The following is a 17,034-nucleotide window of genomic DNA, read 5'->3' as shown; positions in this document are numbered from 1 at the left end:
TCCTCCCTTAATCATTCATTCGTGCAGCAATTTCCTTAACAGGCGCAAAACTCCTCCTGTGCCATGGGGTTAGCCCGTGCTTGTCCAGTGCGTCCAAATGCTGGCTTGTCCCGTAGCCCATGTGCTTTTCGAAACCGTATTCCGGATATTTCTCCCCATACTCCTTCATCATCCGATCACGGGTCACTTTCGCTATAATGGAGGCGGCGGAGATGCTAATGCTTCTTGCATCTCCTTTTATGAGCGAAAGCTGCGGAATCGGGACATCCAGTTCCATCGCATCGATCAGCAAGTGATCCGGGAGACCTGACAGGTCGTTGACAGCTGCAATCATGGCCTTTTTCGTAGCTTGATATATATTGATTTCATCGATTATATCGCTATGTACAACACCGACCCCAATGGACAGGGCTTCTTTATAAATCATTTCATAAAACAGTTCCCGCTTGGACTCCGGAATCTTTTTGGAATCATTCAGCCCTGGCAAATAGAAGGATTCAGGCAAGATGACCGCACTCGTCACAACCGGTCCTGCAAGCGGCCCCCTCCCCACTTCATCGATGCCAGCGAGAATGGAAAACCCCTGTGCTCGAAGTTGCCTTTCAAACTCCGTCATTTCCATGAATGCATTCTTCACCTGCTGCGCTTTTTCATACTTCCTTTGCCACTTGCTCACTAAGTCGGTGACTCCCTTTCTGCCGTCATCCAAGCATTCTTGCAAAAATAAATCTTCAGGATCGTTGATTGCCTTTAATTTTGCAGATATATCTTTTATACTCATTGAAGTTTTCATCATTCATCACCCATCATCTTCATTATCGGCAGTCTTGCTTCCCGCTTATAGCCCAAACAAAAATACGGAGCGGAAAAGAGACATCAAAAAACATCTTGATATCCAACTCCAGCTCCGTATCACCCATTTTTCACTTACTGTCTTCAAAACTCAGCCAGCATTTTCAATCTCCACGCCAGATTATTCCGTAATGGCATCCTCTTCATAGTCCATGGGTACCTCAAACGTAAGTGGCCCCATCTTTTCCGAACGGATTTCACGTACGACCAACTCCGCGGTTTTATCATAATCAATGAACCCACCAGAAGCTAAACATCCCCTGAACTTTCCGACGGCATCAAAGAGTTCGAGCGTTTCTTGAGGAATTTCATCAAGGTTATAGCGTGATTTCATCCTATCCGGATATTCCTTTTCCAAGAAACGGAGCCCGTATAAGGAGACTTCATGCAGGTTTAGAATCGTATCCTTGATCGCTCCGGTTAACGCAAGCTTCAAGCCCACTTCCTGATCCTCGAATTTAGGCCAGAGGATTCCCGGCGTGTCAAGCAGCTCCATTTCCTTGCCGACTTTTATCCACTGCTGCGCTTTGGTTACACCGGGTGTATTCCCTGTTTTAGCAATGTTCTTTTTGGCGAGTCGATTGATTAACGTTGATTTCCCAACGTTCGGAATTCCCACGATCATCGCACGGATCGCCCGCGGCTTGATTCCCCTTGACTCCATCCGGTCATACTTCTCTTTCAAAAGTTTTTTTGCGGCAGCCGTGATCTGGTTCAATCCATTCCCTGCCTGCGAGTTAATCGCAATGGCCGTTTTCCCTTGTGACTTATAATAATCCAGCCACATGTTCGTTTTTGCCGGATCAGCCATATCCGCTTTATTCAAAAGGATGACCCTCGGTTTATGCTGTATGATCTCATCTATCATTGGATTTCTTGATGATGCCGGAAGACGGGCATCCACTAGTTCAAAAATGATGTCGATCAGTTTTAATTTTTCCGTTACTTCCCGTCTCGCTTTGGCCATATGGCCAGGGAACCACTGTATTGTCAATGGAATCAACCTTCCTACTATTCCGCCAATCGAAAGTCTTCGATTGGCCAATAAACTAATTTAGTTTTTCCTAACACTTTATCGTAAGGAACGACGCCTACGCTATCATAACGGCTGTCCTTGCTTAGCCGGCGATTATCCCCCAAGACGAACAGATGGCCCTTAGGAACCGTTTCCCGGCCTATGACCTCGCTTAATGTAAATGGCTCCGTCAAAGCACCGCCATCAATCAATTTCTTTTTATTTTCATCCAAGTATGGCTCAGCGTAAGCTTTTCCATTCACATAAAGTGTATCGTTTTTATATTCTACCTTTTCGCCTGGCAATCCGATGACCCGCTTTATGTAATCCTTGCCCTCTGGAGCATGAAAAACGATAATATCGAATCTTTTCGGTTCACCGATCGAATAGGAGATTTTGTTAATGATCATGCGGTCCGTGTCCTTCAATGTCGGCATCATGGAATTACCGTCCACAACAATAGGTGCCAGGAGGAAATACCGAATCAGTGTCGCAGCTATGACCGCGATTATGACCGCCTTTGTCCATTCCCACAATTCATTTTTCTTTTTCGCCATCCTTACCCACCCTTTTAGAATGCATATCAACAACCATTTTAACATGTCGCGGAAGCTATAGCGAGCAGGATTCCATATGGATTTTCACCCACTTGGAGCATTCATGAGTTTCATCAAGTGCAAAAAGGGAGCCTGATGAACAAGCTCCCTTTTCGCATGATACTGTTTGGTTATTCACCTTATGTGGATCATGGTAAACCCGTATGGAGATATTCGAAGGATTAACGACGAATTTCTTTAATACGTGCTTTTTTACCACGAAGTTCGCGTAGGTAATAAAGTTTCGCACGACGTACTTTACCGTGACGGATAACTTCTAGTTTTGCAATTTTTGGTGTGTGAACAGGGAAAGCACGTTCAACTCCAACGCCGTAAGAGATCTTACGAACTGTGAAAGTTTCACTGACTCCGCCGCCACGACGTTTGATTACAACGCCTTCAAACAACTGGATACGTTCGCGAGTTCCTTCAATAACCTTTACGTGTACACGTACTGTGTCACCAGGTCTGAATGATGGAAGATCTGAGCGAAGTTGTTCTTTTGTAATTTCGTTAATAATGTTTTGCATCGTTTCCAACTCCTCCTGGACGCTCTTGCAAATACTGAATGTTTGCAGCGGAACATCGTTATAAGACTGAGCATTTTGCCCAAGTCACAAGGTATATCCTATCATATTCCAAACGTCGATGCAATAGGGATCAGTCTTCTTTTTGAATCTCGGACAATAATTTTTTCTCAAGATCCGAAAGTTCATAACTCTCGAGCAAATCGGGACGCCGCGTCCACGTTCTGCGCAGTGATTCCTTCATCCGCCATTCATCGATTTTTTTGTGATTTCCGGATATGAGCGGATCGGGCACTTTCATTCCCCGGAAATCTGCAGGTCTAGTATAATGGGGATGCTCTAACAAACCAGAAGAGTAGGAATCAAGGATCGGGGAGTCTACATTTCCTAAAACACCAGGCAGCAGGCGGACCACGCTGTCAATAATGACCATCGCGCCCAGTTCCCCACCTGTAAGCACAAAGTCACCGATTGATATTTCATCCGTTACGACATGCTCACGAATGCGCTCATCATATCCTTCATAATGTCCACATATGAAAATGAGATGTTCTTCTTTAGCGAGCTCTTCAGCTTTTTTCTGCGAATAACGCTCTCCCTGGGGACAAAGCAGGACCACCCGGGGGTTTTGTTCAGCTTGTCCTTTAAGAGCTTCCACGGCATCAAAAATCGGTTGTGCCTTCAACACCATCCCGGCACCTCCGCCATAAGGATAATCATCCACCGTCGAATGCTTATTATCGGCATAATCCCGGAAATTGGTCACCTTATAACTGACAGCCTGCTTTTCGGAAGCCTTTTTTAGAATCGACGAGCCGAACACGCCTTCGAACATTTCCGGAAAAAGCGAAAGTACATCGATTTTCATCAATCTAAAAGTCCTTCCATCGGCGTAATGATGACCTTTTTGGCGGATATATCCACTTCTTTGACGATTTGATCAATATACGGTATCAAAATATCCTTGCTTCCGGCTTTCTTTATGACCCATACGTCATTGGCACCTGGCGTCAGCACCTCAACGATTTCCCCTATTTCACTGCCCTCATCCGTAAATACCGCACAGCCGATGATTTCATGGAAGTAGAACTCGCCTTCGTCCAATGGACCAAGCTGTGCTTCCTTGACTTTCAGGACCCCGTTTTTAAAAGCCTCGACTTGACCCACGTTATAATAGTTCTCGAACGTCAATAGATTAAAGTTTTTATGGGTGCGGTGGGACCTGATGACAAGCGGCATAGGCTTTTTCTCCGTATCCCTGAACAAATACAGGGTATTCCCCACTTTGTAGCGTTTTTCCGGAAAGTCTGTTGAAGAAATGACCCGGACCTCTCCTAATAAACCATGGGTGTTGACAATTTTACCTACATTAAACCAGTTTTCCATTCTTTCACCTCTAACGAATTTCCGAGACGATTCCATCTTTAATGACAATGGTCTTCGTTGCCATTATTTCGTCCCAATCTGCCCCGATTTCCACATCAATGATACTTTGAACTTCCCGTTCCTTCAATTCGCTTCCGGCGGGAAGGATCTCCAGCTGCTCCATCTGAAATTCAAGCAGTTTAATTTTTTCCTGCCTCTGATTTATCTCTTTTTCGAAATGGGCACGGAGACTGGCAGGCTGGAGATTTCTTGTTTTTTCAAGCTTTTTCAGCTCAAATCGGAGTTGTTCACTCTCTTTTTGAAGCTGAAGGCGTTTTGATTTGTAATTCTCGAGGAGCTGACTCTTGCTGGATTCCGTTAATACTTGGTTAACGATTACATTTTGGAGAATTTTCATTCCAGCACCTCCTATTATCTATGATTTCTTATTTCCTTCAAAAAATATGTATGATGGGGTAATCTTTTTGAATAATGGGGGTCATTCCCTTAAGTATAACGTATATCGATAAAAGATGCGTCTTAAAAAGGCGTAAAGTTTATCTCCGGACCATTTTCAGAAGTGCGGGGAGCCGGGATTTCACTTTCTTGAAGTGCAAAAAAAGGAGGGGTATTAGCCCTCCTTATTCGGAAATCTCCAAATAGATTTTCTTCTGCTGTGAAGATCCTGCTGCATATACTACAGTCCGAATCGCCTTAGCAACACGCCCTTGCTTCCCGATGATCTTGCCCATGTCCTCTTTATGAACGGAGAGGATATAGACAATCCGGTCGGACTCTTCCTTTGAGGTCACAGTGACTTCTTCGGGAAAATCCACAAGCGCTGAAACAATCGTTTCAATTAATGCTTTCATCAACTACCGTCGATTACTTGCTGTTTTTTGCAACATGGAATTTTTCCATGATGCCTTGTGTTGAGAATAAGTTACGAACTGTATCAGATGGTTTAGCTCCATCTTGTAACCATTTAAGAGCAAGCTCTTCGTTGATGTCAACTTTAGCTGGTTGAGTCACCGGGTTATAAGTTCCTACCACTTCAATGTAACGTCCGTCACGTGGTGAACGGGAATCTGCAACTACAATACGATAGAAAGGAGATTTTTTAGCTCCCATACGTTTTAAGCGAATTTTTACTGCCATTTTAAATAAGCACCTCCGAATAGTTTCACACAAGATAGTATGATATCAAATGTCTTGTATGTTTGTAAAGGTTTTTTTCTTAACAGGCGAAAAAAGTGTTGAACTACATGGCTTCAGCCTGTATTTCCGCTTCGTTTCGACTTGAAATAACCCTTACATGAACGGGAATTTGAATCCCTTTTTCTTTCCTTTTTGCATGTTCGTGACCTGTTTCATCATTTTTTTCATTTCTTCGAATTGCTTCAATAAACGGTTCACCTCTTGAATCGATCTGCCGCTGCCTTTGGCAATCCGTTTCTTGCGGGATGCATTCATGGTTTCTGGATGTTCCTTTTCATGGGTCGTCATGGAACGGATGATGGCTTCAACATGACCGATCTGCTTGTCATCAATTTGAAGATTGTCCATCCCTTTCATTTTGTTCGCACCAGGAATCATTTTCAGAATATCATCAAGCGGTCCCATATTCCGCACCTGACCAAGCTGTTCAAGGAAATCATCAAAGGTGAAAGTCGCTGTACGCATCTTTTTCTCTAATTCTTTCGCTTTGTCTTCATCGACATTGGCCTGTGCCTTTTCGATAAGGGTCAATACATCGCCCATGCCGAGGATCCTTGACGCCATCCGTTCTGGATGAAATGCCTCAAGTGCATCCAGTTTTTCCCCCATACCGACGAATTTGATCGGCGTGTTCGTGACTGAACGAATCGAAAGTGCCGCACCACCGCGTGTATCCCCATCGAGTTTCGTCAAGACGACTCCAGTCAGGCCGAGCTGATCATTGAAGCTTTGGGCTACATTGACCGCATCCTGCCCCGTCATCGCATCGACCACAAGGAAGATTTCATCCGGTTTTGTCAGTTCTTTAATATCCTTCAGTTCGCCCATCAAGTTTTCATCAACATGAAGACGGCCTGCGGTATCGATCAAAACATAATCATGATGTTCTTCCTTCGCTTTTTCAATCGCCTGTTTCGCTATTTCAACAGGACTGATTTGGTCACCAAGGGAAAAAACAGGCATGCTTAATTGTTTGCCAAGTGTTTCAAGCTGCTTAATCGCCGCCGGACGGTAAATATCAGCCGCAACGAGCAATGGCTTGCGGTTGTATTTCTTTCTAAGAAGATTGGCAAGCTTTCCGGTGGTCGTCGTTTTACCCGCCCCTTGAAGCCCAACCATCATAATGACGGTCGGCGGCTTCGAGGCTACGGCAATCTTGCTCTGTTCGCCGCCCATCAGCTCCGTCAATTCTTCCTTAACTACTTTAATTACCTGTTGACCGGGGGTTAAGCTTTTCAGCACTTCCTGACCTACCGAACGTTCACTTACACGCTTTACAAAATCCTTCACGACTTTAAAGTTAACGTCCGCTTCAAGCAGGGCTAATCGAACTTCACGCATCATTTCTTTTACGTCTGCTTCGTTGACCTTCCCTTTTCCGCGGATCTTTTGCATCGTGCTCTGCAGTCGGTCGGCCAATCCTTCAAATGCCATATTGCCGCCTCCTAATCCAACTTCTCAAGCGTCGTGATTGCATCAAGCAGCTTCTCCTTCGAAAAGGAATCCTTTTCAATGAGTGCCTTCATATTCGCAATCCACTGGTTACGCTCTTGAAATTTTTGAAATAACAATAGCTTTGCTTCATATTCCTCAAGCATCGCTTCTGTTCTTTTTATATTATCATAGACTGCCTGCCTACTCACTTCGTATTCATCGGCAATCTCCCCAAGAGAGTAATCATCCAGATAGTAGAGGGACATATAGCTCTGCTGCTTCTCTGTTAACAACGATTGATAAAAGTCATACAAATAGTTAATCCGCGTTGTCTTTTCAAGCATCTTAGCAAGCCTCCCTGCTGTTAAGTGAAAACCCTTTACAAGTTTATATTGTATCGTCTTGTTTATTTGATGTCAAGCTAAACTCCTTACCACTGGCTTGGAGCCGATCCTTTTTTTTCTTTTTCTCGCTTTTAAACGCCGCTTCAGCCTGATTTTAAGTTTAACTTGCCATCTTTTCATCTGCAAATAATGCCTGTGTAAGCCAAATTTCAATTGCACAAATAAACAGGGAAAGGTCGGAAAGACGCCGAGGTTTCCCTGTGTTTTGAATCCGCGTGTGTCCGGCCGATTGCCTCCAAGGACAGCGGCGGCTACCCCTATCGTGACCATTCCTGCTCTTCTTTTAAAATTGACCGTCGAGAGGAAGTGCGTCCATTTCTTCATTATGGCGACGATAGGCTCCATAAAAGGAAATAAGTCTAAAGATCAGCCATTCCCCTCTGGAGCAGCTATATGGACGGTTAAAACGCTTGTCTTCGATATCCGATGCTTTGATCGACAGTCATGTCCGATTTTTAAAATATATCTATCTTGAAATTACAGTAAACATCCCCATCATATTAGGAGAATAATCTTTAAAACGATATTTTTCATAGAAAGAGTGTTTACCGTGCGAAGCAAACAAACCGATAAATGCCTTATCTGGCGCATGGGTATTCAAGTACCCCACCCAATGATCCATGATCTCCTTTCCAATACCTTTTTTCTGATAATCTGGATGAACCACGATATCTTGAACATAGAAATAGACGGCCCCATGCCCACAACATGACTTTGATCTCTGACTGTAAGGCAGTGGATGGAGTTCCTTAGTAATATTTCCTCCGCTTCAAAATTCATATAATCGGCCCATCCCACAGAAGCACACAAATATATGTATTCTTCCAACGTTGGCGTATTATTTTTCAATCTCATATTTGCTCAAAATGTTTCCTCGCCTACTTATAAAACGGTGAATGGTTTTTCCCTTAAATACTATAGTATCAACAAAAAACCGGAAGAGAATAATCTCTTCCGGCTTACTAAGTTATATTCAAAGCTCTTCTTTATCAATGATATCAGCAAATAGGCCGTAAACATATTTTTCGGCATCGAATTCCTGAAGGTCGTCCATTTTTTCACCAAGTCCGACGAATTTAACGGGAATGGCCAGCTCATTGCGAATCGCCAAAACAATTCCGCCTTTTGCCGTGCCGTCTAGCTTTGTTAAAACAATTCCCGAGACATTCGTCGCTTCTTTGAATGTCTTGGCCTGAATCAGGGCATTTTGTCCGGTTGTTGCATCAAGGGCAAGGAGCACCTCATGTGGGGCACCCGGTACTTCGCGTTCGATTACGCGTTTCACTTTTTCCAATTCCTTCATTAAGTTCACTTTGTTCTGTAAGCGTCCGGCCGTATCACATATCAGAATGTCCGCTTTTCTTGCCTTGGCAGCCTGAACGGCATCGAACATGACCGCAGCGGGATCGGACCCTTCACCTTGTTTGATTACACTGACACCGACGCGCTCCCCCCATACTTCAAGCTGTTCGATTGCGCCAGCACGGAATGTATCCCCCGCTGCCAGTACAACCGATTTACCCTCACTCTTGAACTTATGAGCAAGTTTACCGATTGTCGTCGTTTTACCTACCCCATTCACACCGACAAACAAAATGACCGTCAAACCTTCTTCTTGGATGTTCAGGCTTGAGGTATCACCGTCATCACCTTGGTAGATGTCCACAAGCTTTTCTGAAATGACAGACTGCACTTCCCGTGTGTCCGAGATATTGCGGAGTTTGACCTCCGTTTTTAATTGATCGATCAATTCCATGACGGTGTCGAAGCCCACGTCAGCTTGAATCAGGATTTCTTCAAGTTCTTCAAAAAAGTCCTCATCCACTTTCCGGTAACGGGCAACAAGCTCATTAACTCTTCCAGTAAAGGAATTCCTCGTCTTCGTCAAACCTTGCTTGAATTTCTCCCCTATGGAGATTTCTTGTACCTCTATTTCTTTTTCCTTCTCTTCCTGGGTCGTAAACTTCTCTTTTAGCTTCTTGAAAAAACTCATTGTCCCACTTCCTCTCATTCATGAATTTACACTTCGATAAAGTTTTCCGACTCTTCCATCCGGACAGAAACAAGCTTGGACACACCTGACTCCTGCATCGTAATCCCGTAGAGGACATCAGCCTCTTCCATCGTACCTTTCCGGTGGGTGATGACGATAAACTGCGTTTCCCTGCTGAACTTCCTTAAGAATTGGCTGAACCGGACGACATTCGCCTCATCGAGTGCTGCCTCGACCTCATCGAGGATACAGAAAGGCACCGGCCTCACTTTCAGGATGGAGAATAATAGGGCTATTGCCGTCAGTGCCCGTTCTCCCCCGGATAAAAGACTTAAGTTCTGCAGTTTTTTACCTGGTGGCTGTGCGATGATATCTACCCCTGTATGCAGCAGATCATCGGGATTCGTCAGCTTCAGCTCCGCTCTTCCCCCGCCAAATAAAGCTTTGAACACCTGTTCGAATTGCTCCCGTATCGAATAGAAGGTATCAGCAAAGCGACGTTTCATCTCATCATCCATCTCATCTATGACTTGGAATAATGTGTCTTTTGCCTGTTGGAGATCTTCCTTTTGACTCATCAGGAATTCATAGCGTTCAGCTACACGGGCGTATTCCTCGATCGCACCTAGATTGACCGTCCCCAATTCCTCGATCGCCAGCTTGATGAGCTTCACTTTTTTGCGTGCTTCTTCTACAGGGAGCATCAATGGATACCGTTCCTTGGCCCCTTCATAGGATAGCGTATACTCTTCCCTTAAATGGTCAAGGCGATTTTCAAGTTCCATGTCCAACCGAGTTAATTTGACCTCTTCATCTTTTATCACTTCGATAACGCCTTTATAAACCCTATTTTCTTCCTTCAAGGCCAATTCAAGCGTTTCAACTTGTGAAAGAAGCTCATTTTTCTCTTGTTTTTTACTGGCAATCCCTTCAATGGCCCCGTTTTTATCAAGCAATTTTTGCTGGGCCATATCCTCGAGTGTCTCTTCGCCGCTTGAACTGTCCGTCATTTCATTTGTCAGAAGCCCCAAGTCATCTTTATTTTCGGCAAGCTTGCTCGTTTCCTTTGCAAGATCAAATTCAATGCGTTCCAATTTTTCTTTTTGGTTTTGCAGCAGCCCACGCTTGGACGCCAGTGTTACCTTTAGCTCATTCGTTTCTTCAGCAAGACTTTCTTTTGAAGATTGTTGAGATTGTTTTTGTGCTGTCATGTCTGAAATCAACTTGTCAAGCGCTTCGATTTCCGTTTTGCATGACTTCAATAACTCTTCCAACTCTTCCAATCTGGCCATTTTTTGTTGTTGCTCTTCCAAATAAGAGTTTTTATCCAAATCATACAGGTGAAGCCGGTCATTAACGTTTCTTTCCTGCAATTCGACTTCACGCAGTTCGCCCTTCAGGGTTTGCTCCTGTAACCGGAGATCCTCCCCCGTTTTTCTCGTTTGTTCAAGCGTTTGCTCTTGAACACCGACATCCACTTTCAGCTGTTTGACCTGCTTTTCCAGCTGGTTCGTTTTTGCTTCCATTGCGGAAAGTTTTTGATGGAGTTCTTCCAATTCGGTCTTCCTTGAAAGCAGAGAGGTCGTTTTTTGCTTTAGCGCCCCACCAGTCATTGAACCGCCTGGATTGACGATATCGCCTTCGAGCGTTACGAAACGAAAGCGATGCTGCATCATTTTGGCCAGGTCGTTCGCACCCTTTAAATCGGTGGTGATGATGACCGTTCCTAGCAGGTTTTCGGCGATTGCGGCATGCCTGACATCATATTGGATCAAAGAGGAGCCTGTCCCGACAAATGCTGCATGGCTTTTCAGCATCGATAATTGACTTGATGAAATTTCCCTTGCCTTTATGACGGATAACGGCAAGAACGTAGCACGTCCATATCTATTCTTCTTCAAGAAGGAAATGGCTTCACGTGCATGCTCTTCGCGTTCGACGACAACATGCTGCATCGCTCCGCCCAGGGCCGTTTCGATGGCCGTTTCATACTCCTTTGGCACCTTTATCAACTCTGCGACTGCGCCTTCAATGCCTGAAAGCTTTTCTTTCGCTTTCAAAACTTCTTTAACACCTTGAAAGAAGCCTGCATAGTCTTCTTCCATTTCTTCAAGAAGCTCTTTGCGAGACTTGGCCTGTTGAAGGAATTGATAAGCTTTATAAAGAGTGGTTTCTTGCTTTTGATACACATCTTTAGCCGCATCCAGTTTATTCTGCTGATTCCTGAAAACCGAGACATGCTCTTCAAGCTGCTTGGTCACCTTGTCCATCCGCTGTGAATACTCCCGTTTTTTTGCGGTGATATCATTTCTTTCAATTAGGAACTTTTCATTTTCCGAATCCAGTTTAACGTTTTTATGCTCCTGCTGCGTGAGCTGCTGAAGCAGATACTGTTTTTCGTTCTTGGCCGTTGCCTGCTTGTTCAGCCACTCAATATAATCACTTTTTTTCGCTTCAATCACGGCTTCGATATCGCTATTGAAAAGCCCCAGGCTTTTTTGTTTTTCATATAAGGTTTCCTGGATGCCGTTCACTTCCGAATGCAGCGCATGGAGGATTTCCCTTTCACTTTGCTGTTGGAGAGAGAGGCGCTTGACCATAGTCTCGCCTTCCACGATCGCTCTTTCAAGCTGTGATTTGTTTTGGGCAGCATTTTTTTTCCGTTCCTTCAATACTTCTTTACGGCCTTCAAGCTTTTCAAGTTCCTCACTCGCGTTCAGGAGAATCTCCTGAAGCTCATTGATTGATGTTTCGAGCGTAGCCAGATTATCCCGGAGCTTTTTGAGATGCGCTTCCCGTTCATGAAGCTGCCCTGCCATTTGCTGCTCCATTTCATTATGCTTTTCTAGATCATGGGACAGCTTTTCCCATTTTTCATAAAGTTCTTCAATTTCAAACACGGTTAAAGCAACTTCAATTTGTTCAAGCTCGTCTTTTTTCTCCAAAAATTCCTTGGCAAGGGAGGATTGGATTTTTAAGGGTTCAACCTGCCCCTCCAATTCATGGAGGATATCATGGACACGGTTCAAATTATCCTGTGTTTCAGTCAGCTTCGATTCCGCTTTTCGTTTTCTTGTTTTATATTTGAGGACACCTGCTGCTTCTTCAAAGATCACACGTCTTTCTTCTGCTTTGCTGCTTAGGATTTCTTCGACTTTCCCCTGACTGATTATCGAAAACGCTTCACGGCCAAGGCCTGAATCCATGAACAAATCTATGATGTCTTTCAAGCGGCATCCTTGATTATTAATGAAAAATTCACTTTCTCCCGATCGGTATACCCTTCTCGTCACGCTTACTTCATGAAAGTCTATCGGCAGGGAATTGGTCTCGTTATCAAGGGTCAAGGATACTTCTGCAAAATTCAACGCTTTCCTCGTGTCACTCCCCGAAAAAATGATATCTTCCATTTTTGCGCCACGAAGCGATTTCGCAGACTGCTCTCCAAGTACCCATCGGACTGCATCGGTCACATTGCTTTTACCGCTTCCGTTCGGTCCAACCACTGCCGTGACACCAGGTACAAAATCAATCGATATCTTCTCTGCGAAAGATTTAAATCCTACAACGTCCAAGCGTTTGAGGAACATGACCTTTCCTCCTCTACTGTTCAACTATCTTGTTGATTTTTTTCTTTTAAGACGATCAATGCATGCTCGGCTGCATGCTGCTCCGCTTCTTTTTTGGACTTTCCTAAACCAGTGCCGAGCTCTACCCCGTTCAAAGAGACGGTGGAAACGAACTCCCGGTTATGGGCCGGCCCTTTCTCCTGCAGGATTTTATATTGCAGGACACCGATAGCATCACGCTGGATCAGCTCTTGAAGCTGGCTTTTATAATCCATCACATGAGAAAAAGCACCCTCGTCTATCTTCGGAAACACAACATTATTCAAAAACTGCACAACCGACTCCAACCCTTGGTCAAGGTACAACGCCCCGATATATGCTTCGAATACATCCGCTAACATCGCAGGCCGTTCCCTTCCGCCTGTCATTTCTTCCCCTTTTCCGAGTAATACATATTCCCCGTAGGAAAGACTATTGGCAAAAGCAACAAGCGAGGGTTCGCACACGATGGCTGCCCTTAATTTGGTCAGTTCGCCCTCGCTCATCATCGGGTATTTTTGATACAAGTATTTAGAGATGGTCAGTTCCAGTACAGCGTCTCCCAAGAATTCAAGCCTTTCGTTATCTTCATAAGGCTTACGGCGATGCTCATTCACATAAGATGAATGTGTAAAAGCTTGTTTCAATAAATTTTCATCCTGAAAATGAAAACCAAGACTTTCTTGCAACTGTTTAAATTTATTATCCTTGATTGATGGTTTACGATTATTTCCGTTCCTACGTATCACTTAAAACCCTCCACAACGGTTCAAAAAAGCATATTTTTCCAATATATAAAAAGAAACCTGGCAGGAATTCCTGTCAAGCTTTCCTATGTACCATCATACATGATAATTCGCTTAAAGAAAACTAACCGTCAACCACTGTCAGGCAGCAAGAAGCTTGCTTTAGCCAATCATCATTCCCTTATATCAAGCAGCTTTCCTTAAACTTCTTTCATTACAAGAGAAAGCCCCGTTAAAAACGGAGCTTTTAGTCAAAAGACCATACATTACATAGTGCTTTGTATGTAATTCACAGCATCACCTACTGTGGCGATTTTTTCAGCGTCGTCGTCCGAAATTTCCATATCGAACTCGTCTTCGAATTCCATGACTAGTTCAACTACATCTAGGGAATCGGCACCAAGATCTTCTTTGAAAGAAGCTTCAAGTTTCACTTCTGATTCTTCTACGTTCAAACGATCCACAACGATTTTCGTTACTCTTTCTAATACATCTGCCAATTTGTTCACCTCCCCTCAAGACATTATAAATTAAATTCGAAAAAAATCAAAGAAAACTTACATAACCATGCCGCCATCTACATGAAGTGTTTGTCCAGTCATATATTTGCTGGAGTCTGAAGCAAGGAAAGATGCGACAGATGCGACTTCTTTAGGGTCACCGAAACGCGCCAGTGGAATTTGGTCCAGCATCGCTTTTTGGACATCTTCAGGCAATTCCCCAGTCATATCAGTCGAGATGAAGCCGGGAGCAATCGCATTGACCGTTATCCCTCTTGAAGCAAGTTCCTTCGCAGTGGTTTTGGTCAGGCCGATTACGCCCGCCTTCGCCGCCACATAATTGGCCTGACCTGCATTTCCGCTTACGCCGACGATCGATGCCATATTTATGATCCTGCCGCTGCGCTGCTTCATCATTTGCCTGGTGACCGCTTTTGTGCAAAGGAAAACGCCTTTAAGGTTCGTATTGATCACTGCATCCCACTCATCTTCTTTCATGCGCATCAATAAGTTATCGCGTGTGATTCCGGCATTGTTTACCAGGATATCCACGCGGCCGAACCGTTCGACGACTTCTTTGACCATGTTAGTCACTGATTCACCATTGGCAACATCGCATTGAATGGCGAATGCTTCACGGCCCAAAGCCTTGATTTCATCGACCACTTCATTCGCTTTCGCTTCACTGCCGGAATAATTGATGGCAACATCCGCTCCCTGAAGGGCAAGCTCTAACGCCACTTCCCTGCCAATGCCCCTTGACGCTCCCGTTACGAGTGCCTTTTTGCCTTTGAGGATCATGCTTGTGCCTCCTTTAATGTTTCAACCGTTTTAGTAAGGGTTTCTAGATCGGATACGGAATGGATTTGCACGGAACGGTCAATCTTCTTGATCAATCCGCCCAAAACTTTCCCCGGTCCTACCTCGATGAACGTATCGACACCCAAATCAAGCAATGTTCTGACGCTGTCCTCCCAAAGTACTGGGGAATACAGCTGCTCAATTAATTTCCCTTTAATTTCTACAGGTTCAGTAATCGGCTTGGCCGTTACATTCGAAATGACGGGAATAGCCGCTTGCTGGAAGGTCACTTCCTCCAGGACACCTTGTAGTTTTTCTGCCGCTGGTTTCATCAATTCAGAATGGAAGGGGCCGCTCACTTCAAGGGGAAGTGCCCTTTTGGCTCCATTTCCCTTCGCTTTTGCACTGGCCAGTTTAACCCCTTCAGCCGTACCGGAAATGACGATTTGCCCCGGACAATTTATATTGGCCAATTGGACGGATTCGCCTGCGGCAGATATTTCAGAAGTCACTTCAGCCAGAGCTTCACGATCCATGCCAAGCACCGCTGCCATTGAACCTTGACCATTCGGCACAGCCGCTTCCATGAACTCCCCACGTTTACGAACGGTATATACGGCATCTTCAAAAGAGATGGCACCAGCTGCCACTAAAGCCGTATATTCACCCAAGCTATGGCCCGCTGTATAATCCGCTTTGATTCCCGCTTCTTCCAAAGCGCTGACCAGCGCATAACTTGTAGTCAATAAAGCTGGCTGTGCATTGTAGGTTACCGTCAATTCCTGCTGTGTACCATTAAAGATAAGTTCAGATAGCGGTAAATCAAGTTTTTCATCCGCTGTTCGAAAAATCTGCTGAGCACGCTCGTTTTCCTGATATAAGCTTAGCCCCATTCCTATTGATTGTGAACCTTGTCCTGGAAAGACAAAAGCAATTTTACCCATCTGTTACTCCCCTGCCTCTATGATTTATTATTGTTTTTCTATCGTCTTCGCAATGGTCGGGATGACGTCATGACCAACCATGTCGCGAGTCTGGCGTATCGCATTATAGATGGCATTCGCATCCGAAGATCCATGCGCCTTGATGACAGGAGCCTTCAGGCCGAACAATCCTGCACCGCCATACTCCGAATAGTCCATTTGATTTTTAATGACCTTTAATTCCGGCTTCACCATGGCAGCAGCCAACTTGCTCTTCAAGTTGCTCATCAAAGCCGATTTCAACATGGTGAACACGCTCATAGCCGTACCCTCCAGTGTCTTCAACACCATATTTCCCGTGAATCCATCCGTAACGACCACATCGGCCGGTCCATTTAGAAGGTCTCGTGCTTCAACATTACCAATAAAGGAGATTTCCGATGACTGCTGCAGCAATGAAAAAGCATGCTTGGTCAATTCATTCCCCTTTTTTTCTTCTGTCCCGATATTCAATAGCCCGACACGCGGCTTATCTATTCCGCGTACTTTTTGGGCATACACGGAACCCATTATCGCGAATTGCAGCAGATGCTCGGGTTTCGCATCGGAGTTAGCGCCCACATCAAGCAGGACAAATCCTTTTCCGTCAATTGTCGGCAGTGTCGGTGCCAATGCCGGACGTTCGATGCCATCGATTCTTCCGACAACAAACAAACCTGCAGCCATAAGCGCTCCTGTATTGCCTGATGAAATGCATGCGTCGGCATCCCCATCTGCCACTTGTTGTGCAGCCAATACCATCGAGGCACTTTTCTTGCGGCGAACCGCCCGAACAGGCTCATCGGTACTCAATATTTTATCTTCAGTATGTACGACCTTTATCCGGCCATGTTTGATCAAGTCTTGGTTGATCTCGGCTTCATTCCCGACCAAGGTGATTTCCACATCGGAAAAAGCCTCGACAGCTTTCATCGCACCTAAAACCTGTGCTTTAGGCGCGTGATCTCCGCCCATTGCATCTATCGTGATTTTCATGTTCATTCATCCTTTAC

At 44.8% G+C, this 17,034-nt stretch carries 19 protein-coding genes and 1 pseudogene; all 20 read right to left on the bottom strand.

What is annotated here, in order from left to right:
• Positions 1-7: 7 nt before the first annotated feature.
• Positions 8-793: a ribonuclease HII gene (locus AS888_RS23995; protein WP_061144603.1), complete on the bottom strand. Its 786-nt coding sequence runs from the start codon at positions 791-793 to the stop codon at positions 8-10.
• 180 nt (positions 794-973) lie between these two features.
• Positions 974-1,846 (bottom strand): ribosome biogenesis GTPase YlqF, encoded by an 873-nt coding sequence (ylqF, locus tag AS888_RS23990; protein ID WP_061144602.1) that lies wholly within the window; start codon positions 1,844-1,846, stop codon positions 974-976.
• Between the two features lie 17 nt (positions 1,847-1,863).
• Complete coding sequence (gene lepB, locus AS888_RS23985) at positions 1,864-2,424, bottom strand: signal peptidase I (RefSeq protein ID WP_061144601.1); 561 nt, start codon at positions 2,422-2,424, stop codon at positions 1,864-1,866.
• 221 nt (positions 2,425-2,645) lie between these two features.
• A complete protein-coding gene (rplS, locus tag AS888_RS23980; protein ID WP_057913433.1) occupies positions 2,646-2,993 on the bottom strand; it encodes a 50S ribosomal protein L19 in 348 nt (115 codons plus the stop codon).
• Positions 2,994-3,123: 130 nt separating this feature from the next.
• Positions 3,124-3,858 carry a tRNA (guanosine(37)-N1)-methyltransferase TrmD gene (gene trmD / locus AS888_RS23975; protein ID WP_061144738.1) on the bottom strand — a complete coding sequence of 245 codons (735 nt, stop codon included), beginning with the start codon at positions 3,856-3,858 and terminating at the stop codon, positions 3,124-3,126.
• The gene (gene rimM, locus AS888_RS23970; RefSeq protein ID WP_061144600.1) at positions 3,858-4,376 is read right to left on the bottom strand and encodes a ribosome maturation factor RimM; all 519 of its coding nucleotides are present in this window, start codon (positions 4,374-4,376) and stop codon (positions 3,858-3,860) included. Before rimM ends, trmD begins: the two co-directional genes overlap by 1 nt.
• Before the next feature lie 10 nt (positions 4,377-4,386).
• Complete coding sequence (locus tag AS888_RS23965) at positions 4,387-4,773, bottom strand: YlqD family protein (protein WP_061144599.1); 387 nt, start codon at positions 4,771-4,773, stop codon at positions 4,387-4,389.
• A 223-nt stretch (positions 4,774-4,996) separates the two neighbouring features.
• Positions 4,997-5,227 carry a KH domain-containing protein gene (locus AS888_RS23960; protein ID WP_061144598.1) on the bottom strand — a complete coding sequence of 77 codons (231 nt, stop codon included), beginning with the start codon at positions 5,225-5,227 and terminating at the stop codon, positions 4,997-4,999.
• 13 nt (positions 5,228-5,240) lie between these two features.
• On the bottom strand, positions 5,241-5,513 hold the full coding sequence (gene rpsP, locus AS888_RS23955) for a 30S ribosomal protein S16 (protein WP_053345299.1): 273 nt from the start codon (positions 5,511-5,513) through the stop codon (positions 5,241-5,243).
• Positions 5,514-5,666: 153 nt separating this feature from the next.
• Positions 5,667-7,007: a signal recognition particle protein gene (gene ffh, locus AS888_RS23950; RefSeq protein WP_061144597.1), complete on the bottom strand. Its 1,341-nt coding sequence runs from the start codon at positions 7,005-7,007 to the stop codon at positions 5,667-5,669.
• A gap of 11 nt (positions 7,008-7,018) precedes the next feature.
• Entirely contained in the window at positions 7,019-7,351 is a 333-nt protein-coding gene (locus tag AS888_RS23945) for a putative DNA-binding protein (protein ID WP_061144596.1), read from the bottom strand.
• A 72-nt stretch (positions 7,352-7,423) separates the two neighbouring features.
• On the bottom strand, positions 7,424-7,756 hold the full coding sequence (locus AS888_RS23940) for a hypothetical protein (RefSeq protein ID WP_061144595.1): 333 nt from the start codon (positions 7,754-7,756) through the stop codon (positions 7,424-7,426).
• 121 nt (positions 7,757-7,877) lie between these two features.
• A pseudogene (locus AS888_RS23935) lies at positions 7,878-8,276 on the bottom strand (GNAT family N-acetyltransferase).
• A 108-nt stretch (positions 8,277-8,384) separates the two neighbouring features.
• Complete coding sequence (gene ftsY / locus AS888_RS23930; protein WP_061144594.1) at positions 8,385-9,404, bottom strand: signal recognition particle-docking protein FtsY; 1,020 nt, start codon at positions 9,402-9,404, stop codon at positions 8,385-8,387.
• A gap of 26 nt (positions 9,405-9,430) precedes the next feature.
• A complete protein-coding gene (smc, locus tag AS888_RS23925) occupies positions 9,431-12,994 on the bottom strand; it encodes a chromosome segregation protein SMC (RefSeq protein WP_061144593.1) in 3,564 nt (1,187 codons plus the stop codon).
• A 20-nt stretch (positions 12,995-13,014) separates the two neighbouring features.
• Positions 13,015-13,758 carry a ribonuclease III gene (gene rnc, locus AS888_RS23920; RefSeq protein ID WP_061144737.1) on the bottom strand — a complete coding sequence of 248 codons (744 nt, stop codon included), beginning with the start codon at positions 13,756-13,758 and terminating at the stop codon, positions 13,015-13,017.
• Between the two features lie 266 nt (positions 13,759-14,024).
• The gene (locus tag AS888_RS23915; protein WP_034313729.1) at positions 14,025-14,258 is read right to left on the bottom strand and encodes an acyl carrier protein; all 234 of its coding nucleotides are present in this window, start codon (positions 14,256-14,258) and stop codon (positions 14,025-14,027) included.
• 57 nt (positions 14,259-14,315) lie between these two features.
• On the bottom strand, positions 14,316-15,059 hold the full coding sequence (gene fabG, locus AS888_RS23910; RefSeq protein ID WP_061144592.1) for a 3-oxoacyl-[acyl-carrier-protein] reductase: 744 nt from the start codon (positions 15,057-15,059) through the stop codon (positions 14,316-14,318).
• Complete coding sequence (gene fabD / locus AS888_RS23905) at positions 15,056-16,003, bottom strand: ACP S-malonyltransferase (RefSeq protein WP_061144591.1); 948 nt, start codon at positions 16,001-16,003, stop codon at positions 15,056-15,058. The genes fabG and fabD overlap by 4 nt, the downstream gene beginning before the upstream one ends.
• Positions 16,004-16,030: 27 nt before the next feature.
• Positions 16,031-17,017 carry a phosphate acyltransferase PlsX gene (gene plsX / locus AS888_RS23900; protein WP_061144590.1) on the bottom strand — a complete coding sequence of 329 codons (987 nt, stop codon included), beginning with the start codon at positions 17,015-17,017 and terminating at the stop codon, positions 16,031-16,033.
• Positions 17,018-17,034 lie beyond the last annotated feature (17 nt).

The organism is Peribacillus simplex (genome assembly GCF_001542915.1).
Classification (GTDB): Bacteria; Bacillota; Bacilli; order Bacillales; family DSM-1321; genus Peribacillus; species Peribacillus simplex_B.
Note: the sequence above shows the minus strand (reverse complement) of the source record. Positions and strands in the feature narration are given on the sequence as shown.

Excerpts from the sequence above, each read along its gene's own strand:
- AS888_RS23995 (WP_061144603.1), bottom strand. The coding sequence starts at position 793 with ATGAAAACTTCAATGAGTATAAAAGATATATCTGCAAAATTAAAGGCA.
- lepB (WP_061144601.1), bottom strand. The coding sequence starts at position 2,424 with ATGGCGAAAAAGAAAAATGAATTGTGGGAATGGACAAAGGCGGTCATA.
- rplS (WP_057913433.1), bottom strand. The coding sequence starts at position 2,993 with ATGCAAAACATTATTAACGAAATTACAAAAGAACAACTTCGCTCAGAT.
- trmD (WP_061144738.1), bottom strand. The coding sequence starts at position 3,858 with ATGAAAATCGATGTACTTTCGCTTTTTCCGGAAATGTTCGAAGGCGTG.
- rimM (WP_061144600.1), bottom strand. The coding sequence starts at position 4,376 with ATGGAAAACTGGTTTAATGTAGGTAAAATTGTCAACACCCATGGTTTA.
- AS888_RS23965 (WP_061144599.1), bottom strand. The coding sequence starts at position 4,773 with ATGAAAATTCTCCAAAATGTAATCGTTAACCAAGTATTAACGGAATCC.
- AS888_RS23960 (WP_061144598.1), bottom strand. The coding sequence starts at position 5,227 with ATGAAAGCATTAATTGAAACGATTGTTTCAGCGCTTGTGGATTTTCCC.
- rpsP (WP_053345299.1), bottom strand. The coding sequence starts at position 5,513 with ATGGCAGTAAAAATTCGCTTAAAACGTATGGGAGCTAAAAAATCTCCT.
- ffh (WP_061144597.1), bottom strand. The coding sequence starts at position 7,007 with ATGGCATTTGAAGGATTGGCCGACCGACTGCAGAGCACGATGCAAAAG.
- AS888_RS23945 (WP_061144596.1), bottom strand. The coding sequence starts at position 7,351 with ATGCTTGAAAAGACAACGCGGATTAACTATTTGTATGACTTTTATCAA.
- AS888_RS23940 (WP_061144595.1), bottom strand. The coding sequence starts at position 7,756 with ATGGAGCCTATCGTCGCCATAATGAAGAAATGGACGCACTTCCTCTCG.
- ftsY (WP_061144594.1), bottom strand. The coding sequence starts at position 9,404 with ATGAGTTTTTTCAAGAAGCTAAAAGAGAAGTTTACGACCCAGGAAGAG.
- smc (WP_061144593.1), bottom strand. The coding sequence starts at position 12,994 with ATGTTCCTCAAACGCTTGGACGTTGTAGGATTTAAATCTTTCGCAGAG.
- fabG (WP_061144592.1), bottom strand. The coding sequence starts at position 15,059 with ATGATCCTCAAAGGCAAAAAGGCACTCGTAACGGGAGCGTCAAGGGGC.
- fabD (WP_061144591.1), bottom strand. The coding sequence starts at position 16,003 with ATGGGTAAAATTGCTTTTGTCTTTCCAGGACAAGGTTCACAATCAATA.
- plsX (WP_061144590.1), bottom strand. The coding sequence starts at position 17,017 with ATGAAAATCACGATAGATGCAATGGGCGGAGATCACGCGCCTAAAGCA.